We start from the raw sequence: 8,612 nt of genomic DNA, 5'->3' as shown, positions 1-8,612 counted from the left end.
TTTGTCTAGCATCTAAAATAAAAATTGACGTTTCACGTTGTTTGTTTCGTTCAGTTTTCAAAGAACTACTTGGTCGCTCATTTGCGACTTCCTTATGTTAACATCTTCGTTAGTTAATGTCAACTAAGTTTTTTATTTCGTTTGTCGCTTTCGACGTTAATGTCATCGGCGACTTGTCCTATATTACACCCCCGTAGATCAACCGTCAATACCTTTTATCTTTTTTATTTTATAAATCATAAAAGCTTTGCCCTGTCTTAATTTCTAACACAGCCTTAGAACTTCTTAAACTTATGTATTCAAACTAACAATCTGCAGCCTACACTCTCTAACTTAATACTAATACTTTTCTAAAGAATGAATGTGAGACCAAGTAAATATATATTAAGGATAGTATTTTTTCTTTTAGTACGTCCTCCCTCCTGCTCATCTCTAGGGAGATTATAAATAAAACACTTCTCTTCTTTACCTTTAAAATCTAATATACTTAGGAGGCGTTATGAAATGCATGTTAATAAAAAGATAATTTATGTATCCCATGATGCCCATTTCCACGGAGCACAGCTGCTTTCTTTACATACTATTAAGGCTCTTAAAGAAAACTTTGATTACTCTGTTGCAATTATTTCTATTGGATCAGGTATTTTAATTCCAGATTTTCAAAAGTACGGTCCTGTTTATTGTCTCGAGCAAGGTTATCAAACAGAAGAAAAGGTCGAATTATTAATAAAGGATTTATTATCACAGGATTTTACCCTCGCCATATGTAGCACTGTCATAAGTGGCGATATCGTCGCATTACTAGCTAGACACAATATAAAAGTTGTTTCATTAATACATGAATTACCGCATTTAATACAACAGTACTCTGCTGAAGGGAAAGCTAAAAACATCGCTGAATTTGCTTACAAAGTTGTCTTCCCTTCACAATACGTATATGAAAAATTTCGTACAATCACTGAATTGGATCCTCAAAAATGTCACATTCTCCCTCAAGGTTTGTTTAACCACAATCCTTATAAAAACAATATCGCAAAAGCTAGAAATGAGTTACGTAAGAAGCTTAACCTGCCTCTAGATAGCAAAATCATCTTAGGTGTAGGCTTCGCAGATTATCGAAAAGGAATAGATTTATTCTCACTTATCTCTTACTCAGTACGAAAGACTCACAAGGATATTCATTTCATTTGGGTAGGGAGAACGGACGTTCAATTCCTGAATACACTGCCCCCTAAATATAAAGCACATTTCACATTAGTCGATCCTACTCCCGATATCGGATTATATAACGCCGGGGCTGACTTATACTTATTAACTTCAAGGGAAGATCCTTTTCCAAATGTTGTTTTAGAAGCATTAGATGCAAAACTTCCTGTTATAGGGTTTAAAAATGCTGGAGGTTTTGAAGATGTTGTTACAGAAAAAACTGGTGCCTTAGTAGATTTTTTAAATTTACCCAAAATGCTAGAGAAAATATATGAATTTATTCACGATGAGGGATTACGATTACAAAAGGGAAGCTTTGGCCAAGAACTTATCGAAAAAAACTTCAATTTTCTTAATTACATTTATCAATTACTAGATCTTCTCGAACATAATTACAAAAAGATAAGTGTAATCATACCGAACTATAATTATGAAAAATACTTACCTGCTCGAATCAAATCAATCTTAAACCAAACCTACCCTCTTTACGAACTAATTTTCTTAGACGATGCCTCCACTGATCATAGCGTATCAACTTTTAAAAAGCTGCTCTCAAAAGAAAATAAGCCCCACCTGAATGTTCAACAGATTATTAATGATAAAAACTCTGGTTCCGTATTTAAACAATGGATAAAAGGAGTCTCTGCAGCAACTGGTGATTATATTTGGATCGCAGAGGCCGATGACTTATGCGATAAGACATTTTTACAAGAGGTGATACAGGGGTTTTATATAAATAACAATATTACCTTAAGTTACACACAATCAAAACAAATTGATGAACAAGGAAATGTATTGGCTAATCATTATTTAAATTACACAAATGATATCGATAAAGAAAAATGGAAAGGCCCCTATTTTCGAAAAGGCGTCGAAGAAATACAAGATACGTTACTTATCAAAAACACTATACCTAATGTTTCAAGTGTAGTTTTTAAAAATATAGATATGAAGAAAACAGAAAAACAGTTAGAGAAGTTCAAAATAGCTGGTGATTGGTTTTTCTATGTTTCTCTTCTTACAGAGGGAGATATTTACTTCAATCCATCCCCCTTAAACTATCATAGACGACATTTAAATAGCGTAACGAGAACAGAAGATTCATACTCCCATTACAATGAAGTTGTACAAATGCAAAATTTCATTAAAGAAAGATTTACTATCGACGACATTTCTAAAATGAAAATGTATACATATAGAAAGCATCTTAAAGCATACTTAAAAATTTAAACATGTGCTTTCTATGCCATCAATATCTCTAGTAAGTTGCTACTATTACTTAAGGGAGGAATACTCTTTGAAAGACTTTATAGAGGAACATAAAGATTTAATTTCTCAAATCGCACACAACTATAATGTAAATGCAAGTATCCATCCTGAGGATCATATCTTTCAGTTCATTGTCACTAATCCCGTCTTCCCATCAAAAAAAGAAGCGATAGATTACTACTTTAAAGATGGGCAAAACTCAGCACAAATACTCTTAAACTTAATTACTTCCCTTTATCCTCCTACAGGCAATCCAATTAAATTGTTAGAATTTGCATCCGGATACGGCTGCGTAACACGTCATTTATTAAATTTACAAGCGAATTTGAGTATAACCGCTTGCGATATACACGAAGAGGCTATTTCCTTTATTGAAAACAAATTAAATAATTCTTCTATATTATCTCATCCTGAGCCTGAACAGTTAAAATTGGACTCCTCTACGTACGATATCGTTTTTTGTCTATCCTTTTTCTCTCATATGCCTGATACAACTTGGTTTCGTTGGCTGCAAACATTGTATAACGCTGTTTCACCTGGTGGTTTATTCATTTTCACAACCCATGGCTATCAAAGCAAAAAATACTTCGGGTTTCCAAATTTAAATGAAAAGGGCTATTGGTTTCTCTCTTCTAGTGAACAATTCGATTTAGATGTGAATCAATACGGACAAACGATAGTTAGTCCCTCTTACGTGTGTGACAAAATTAAATTATTACCCCATAACCCAATTATCAAAAAGTATACTGAAGGATTTTGGTGGGAACATCAAGACCTTTGGGTTATAGAAAAAGAAGCAAAATAATAACCCACGCTCTGCTTATACAAGTAGAGTGTGGGTTATTATTTTTTACTATATAAGAACTCTTCAATCCATAGCTTATTTAATCTAATCCCATGTTTAAAATCTATTTTAGGTTCCCAATTCAATTCTTGTTTTATCTTATCAATATTTAAAATGATTTTTTGAACGTTCTCTTGTTTTTGTTTGTAACAGATAAAATCCACTTTTCTTTCTGTTATTTTCTCTAATTCCACTATAATTCGTTTTAAAGAAAGACCTTTGCCACTCCCTATATTGTATACGCAAGATTTCAATTGATTTAATTGTGCTAGTTGTATAGTAATTTCAACTAAATCATCGATATAAATATAATCTCTAATAATCTCCTCTGGATTCCCATATATATGAATCCTTTCATTACTGAGATGCTGGTACAAAAAACAATTTATCGCCCCTACTTTTTTTAAGGGGTTTTGGTATTTTCCATACGGATTAGAATATCTACATACAACATAATCTATTCCATATTTTCTCTTATAAAAATACAAATAATTCTCCAGCGAAACTTTTGTTATTCCATACGGGGAAAGTGGTCTTAATGGATGTTTCTCATCAATAGGCAAATATTCAGGTTCACCATAAACTGTGCCTCCCGAAGAAGCTAATATAATTTTTTTAATACGAAAATCTTTAACACTTTCCATGAAATTAAGAAAAAATAGACTGCTATTAATATCACCGAAAACATCTTCAATTGAAGTTGCTACGTTAGACGTCGCAGCTAAATAAATAATAATATCTATATTCACTAAAGCCTTATATATATCCTCAACATTTTTTAAATCACCTTTAATAAATTCAACTTCACTTACAATATTTTGAGGAAAATTATTTATATGTCTGGAAAATACTTTTACATTTTGCCCCTGTTTCAATAAACCCAATGCGAGGTTGATACCAATGAAACTATTTCCACCTACTATTAAATAATTATTCTTCCTCATAATATCATCTCTCTAGTAATAAATTTTTCCCGTCGTCAAACCTAAAAATATACACAAATAAACTGGATCATTTCGATTATTCATCTTCTTATCATTGTATGTTTGTTATAAATTTTCATTATCTTTATTTTCTATTTTCATTTTAGAATAGCTTCCTTATTCAGGTTGACTGCAAAAACACTCATAATATTTACTCATCCCCATGAATATATTTAATAAACAATCCTCACTTGTTTAACCCATAAAAAAACGTCTACATACACAAATTTCCCAAAAAGGAGTGCTGAACTCATGAAGAATATAAATCAAGAACTTTTAAATCATGTAATTCTACATAAAGATCGAATTCCGCATTACCATAAAGACTTTCCAATTATACTATTTTGGAGTCATAGAAGCGGATGCACCGCGTTAGCTAATTGGTTCTTTTTTCAAATCGGATTATTTACTGAAGCAAAGAAATACAATGACTTTATTCATTACTATGAGTTCTGGGTGTATAAGAACAATACAAATTACATACCAGAGTTACAAAATGGTCTTCTAGAGGGTAAAAAGGATGTTTGTAAACTTGTGCGAAATCCCTATACAAGGGCTGTCAGCTCATTTCTATTACTTGCTGACAACCCATATGCTAGCCCTCAATGGGAAAGTATCCGTCATTATTTTTATAATGACAAATATAGTAATCAAGGAATATCATTTAAACAATTTTTATATTACGTTCAGGCATTCAGCTCCAATTCTCTAGCGTTAGATATACATTTTAGTCAACAATACGTCCCTGGTGAAGAAAACTTCATCCAATGTTATATTCCTTTAGAAGATTTTAATACACAAATCACCAAACTAGAACACACGTACGATTTGATAAAATCCCCTTTAGCACTTCTTACAAATTCAGATCATCATCGCGCACACAAGATGATTTATGCAGGGAGCTATGCAGAACTTAGCATTACAGATACAGACTTCCCACGATTTCCAACATACGAAAGCTTTTATGATAAAGAAACTATGGATTTAGTTACAGAAATATACACACAGGATTTTGAAATGTATCCATACACGAAAGGGATATTTTAAGTCTATACATTTTCCCATGAATAAAAGCTGATGCATCGCATAGCATAAAGTGAAACTTTAATTCGATTGGGGGTTCTCTTCAACTGATTATTCCCTTCTCCTAATCGCAATTTTAAGAGATACCTAACTTTCACCCATTCCCCCTTTGATTTCGCTGATTGTTGACGTGTATCATACTTTCCATAAATAGATTGCATTTAACATAGGAGGGATGTCGTGTGGAAATCAATTTGAAACACAATAATGGGTACTGCGTTATTTGCGAAAAGAAAGCTACATTTATAGAGCATAATGATTGGCTTAGAGATCATTATTTATGTTCTACATGTAACTCTATACCAAGGCAGCGAGCTTTAATCCATGCCTTGCATACATTTTTTCCAAAATGGGATTCCTATAGTATCCACGAATCCTCTCCTGGAGGAATTACAACTCAGCTACTATTAAAAAACTGTAAAAACTATACTTATTCTCAATACTTTAGAAATTATCCTCTTGGCCAATACTTTCAAGGTATTAGATGTGAGAACTTAGAAGACATGACTTTTGAAGATGAATCTTTTGATTTATTCATTACTCAAGACGTTTTTGAGCATGTAATGACGCCAAACAAAGCCTTTAAAGAAATAGAACGAGTATTAAAACCTGGCGGCGCTCATGTATTTACTGTCCCTTGGTATCATACACTCACAAAAACTGTGCAAAGAGCAAGAATGAATCAAGAAGTGATTGAATATATTGAAGAGCCCATTTATCATGGAAACCCTATTGATGAGAATGGATCTTTAGTAACGTTCGATTGGGGGCAGGATATGATTGAATATATTTATACACACGCAAACATGTATACCATTGTTTATTTACAAAAGGATAGATCACTAGGGTTAGATGCTGAATTTTTACATGTTTTTATTAGTAAAAAGCAAGAAAATAAAGTTTAATCACTATATAATTCGGAGGTTTAACAAATGAATAAATTTAAGTTAGGAAGTGATTTTGATCATCTTGTTAATTCACTATCTGATGTCGAACTTCTAAATTTATTTATACAAAGTTGTTCACAAACAACGATAAATGGGGTTCCCGTACCTAGGTTTCCTCCTGAAGAAATTCAAAAACAATTTGTAGGTGCTTCCTATGAACATGCTCTTTACGAAGCATATTTGTTTTATAGACATATAAAAGAATACGCCCAAAATTTAGGGGTTCCCTTGAATAAAGAAAGTAAAGTTTTAGACTTCGGCTGCGGATGGGGAAGAATTATACGCTTCTTATTTAAAGATGCCTCTGATCAAAATTTACTTGGCATTGATGTCGATCCTGCGATGATCACACTTTGTAATGAAACACTAGGAAGAGGGATATATAAAACAGCAAGTCCACATCCCCCTGTAGAATTTATTAGTGACAATTCATTAGATATCATATTCGCTTATTCTGTATTCTCACATTTATCCGAAGCAACTGCCGAAAATTGGGTAAAAGAATTTTCAAGAGTTCTTCGCCCTGGTGGAATCTTCATCGCAACAACACAAGCGCGCTATTTTCTTGATTTTTGTCAACAATTCCAAGAACATCCTGAATTAATTCAAACAGGATGGCATAAAACTTTATCTCAAGCTTTTCCAGATATACATCGCGCCATCTCGGATTATGAAAACGGCAAATTTGTTCACAGTCCTACTGGTGCAGGAGATGTTAGAAATAGTAGTTTTTACGGAGAAACTGTTATACCTAGGACTTATATTGAAAATCATTATGAGAAATATTTAAAGCTACAAGACTTTTTTGATGATGTAAATCGATTACCACAGGCCCTCTTTGTCCTTCAAAAAATTTAATTCCTTTCATTCAACGTAATAAATTTCATGACGAAAAGCACTTTCTATTTCAGCTATATATCAAATTACCTAATACTCTCTTAATTAAGTAAGCTTAAAGAAATCCAATACATACCATAAAAAGACAGTAAACAGATAACATATCTCTTGTTTTAAAATTGCTTCACCAAATCAAGAATAACTTCCCAACACTTGAACTACGAAAAACATGAGGGGGATATAACTTGAAAATAATCGCTTTTTACTTACCACAATTCCATCAAATTAAAGAAAATGATCGATGGTGGGGGAAAGGATTTACTGAATGGACAAATACTAAAAGTGCACAACCTTTATTTTCAGGACATTATCAACCTAGGGAACCTTATCAAGATTTTTATTACGACTTAACTACCCCCTCCGTAAGAAAGTGGCAAGCGGAAATCGCTAAAGCATACGGTATATATGGTTTTTGTTATTATCATTACTGGTTTAAGGGAAAAAGACTATTAGAAACACCCTTTAATGAGGTACTAAAGATGAAGGAACCTGACTTCCCTTTTTGTCTTTCTTGGGCAAATGAACCATGGACAAAATCTTGGGATGGTCTCGATAAACATATATTAATGCCTCAAGACTACGGAGATATATCTGATTGGAAGGAACACTTTGATTATTTATTACAGGCTTTCCAAGATGAGAGATATATTTATATAGATGATAAACCTCTATTCATTATTTATCGTCCAGGACATATTCCTGATTGTGAAAAAATGCTTAATTACTGGAATGCATTAGCGCGAGAAAATGGTTTAAAAGGTATATACTTTGCTGAAACATTAAACAGTTTTCCACTACCTAATATAAATGGATTCGATGCCAGCATTCAGTTTGAACCTTTCTATACAATTGCCCATGATAGCTCTTCAGACATAAATAAGGTAATATATGATTCTGATATGCAATTAAATGTTTGGGACTACGATAAAGTATGGATGTATATATTACAACGATCGCTCCCAAAGAAAAAAACATTTCCCGGGGCTTTTGTTGATTGGGATAATACTGCACGACGTAAAAACGCGAATAGCAGCATCTTTGTAGGTTCTACCCCTGAAAAGTTCACCATATATTTAAGCAAGCAAATTCATCGTACTTACTCTTTTTATAACAGCGAGTTTTTATTTATTAACGCATGGAACGAGTGGGCGGAAGGAACTTACTTAGAGCCAGATAAAAAATATGGATTTTCTTATTTAGAAGGGGTTAAAAATGCAATTGATAGAGGTATGAAAGCATACAAAAAAGACGAGTCATTCTGACTCGTCTTAAAGTTGCTTGGCGACGTCCTACTCTCACAGGGACAAGGTCCCAACTACCATCGGCGCTAGAGAGCTTAACTTCCGTGTTCGGTATGGGAACGGGTGTGACCTCTCTGCCATC

At 33.2% G+C, this 8,612-nt stretch carries 7 protein-coding genes and 1 rRNA gene; 6 read left to right on the top strand and 2 right to left on the bottom strand.

The window, feature by feature from the left end:
* Window positions 1-504: 504 nt before the first annotated feature.
* A complete protein-coding gene (locus ACTFR3_RS30190) occupies window positions 505-2,436 on the top strand; it encodes a glycosyltransferase (protein WP_065382371.1) in 1,932 nt (643 codons plus the stop codon).
* Window positions 2,437-2,503: 67 nt separating this feature from the next.
* Window positions 2,504-3,280 carry a class I SAM-dependent methyltransferase gene (locus tag ACTFR3_RS30185; RefSeq protein WP_000651232.1) on the top strand — a complete coding sequence of 259 codons (777 nt, stop codon included), beginning with the start codon at window positions 2,504-2,506 and terminating at the stop codon, window positions 3,278-3,280.
* A 38-nt stretch (window positions 3,281-3,318) separates the two neighbouring features.
* Here the strand turns inward: ACTFR3_RS30185 and ACTFR3_RS30180 are convergent, their stop codons facing one another.
* Window positions 3,319-4,263, bottom strand: coding sequence for an NAD-dependent epimerase/dehydratase family protein (locus ACTFR3_RS30180; RefSeq protein ID WP_001230833.1), 945 nt, complete (start codon window positions 4,261-4,263; stop codon window positions 3,319-3,321).
* 291 nt (window positions 4,264-4,554) lie between these two features.
* On the opposite strand from ACTFR3_RS30180, the gene ACTFR3_RS30175 reads away from it, so the two are divergent.
* From ACTFR3_RS30175 to ACTFR3_RS30160, 4 genes are all read left to right on the top strand, one after another.
* A complete protein-coding gene (locus ACTFR3_RS30175; RefSeq protein WP_025688562.1) occupies window positions 4,555-5,349 on the top strand; it encodes a sulfotransferase family 2 domain-containing protein in 795 nt (264 codons plus the stop codon).
* Between the two features lie 218 nt (window positions 5,350-5,567).
* On the top strand, window positions 5,568-6,290 hold the full coding sequence (locus tag ACTFR3_RS30170; protein ID WP_000405122.1) for a class I SAM-dependent methyltransferase: 723 nt from the start codon (window positions 5,568-5,570) through the stop codon (window positions 6,288-6,290).
* Window positions 6,291-6,317: 27 nt separating this feature from the next.
* A complete protein-coding gene (locus ACTFR3_RS30165) occupies window positions 6,318-7,190 on the top strand; it encodes a class I SAM-dependent methyltransferase (protein ID WP_001031897.1) in 873 nt (290 codons plus the stop codon).
* A gap of 224 nt (window positions 7,191-7,414) precedes the next feature.
* Window positions 7,415-8,491 carry a glycosyltransferase WbsX family protein gene (locus ACTFR3_RS30160; RefSeq protein WP_000690976.1) on the top strand — a complete coding sequence of 359 codons (1,077 nt, stop codon included), beginning with the start codon at window positions 7,415-7,417 and terminating at the stop codon, window positions 8,489-8,491.
* A 14-nt stretch (window positions 8,492-8,505) separates the two neighbouring features.
* Here ACTFR3_RS30160 and rrf read toward each other — a convergent pair.
* A 5S ribosomal RNA gene (rrf, locus tag ACTFR3_RS30155) occupies window positions 8,506-8,612 on the bottom strand; the annotation flags it as partial.

This window comes from Bacillus cereus group sp. MYBK14-1 (genome assembly GCF_051916885.1).
GTDB lineage: Bacteria > Bacillota > Bacilli > Bacillales > Bacillaceae_G > Bacillus_A > Bacillus_A cereus.
This window is presented reverse-complemented; position numbering and strand designations above follow the sequence as displayed.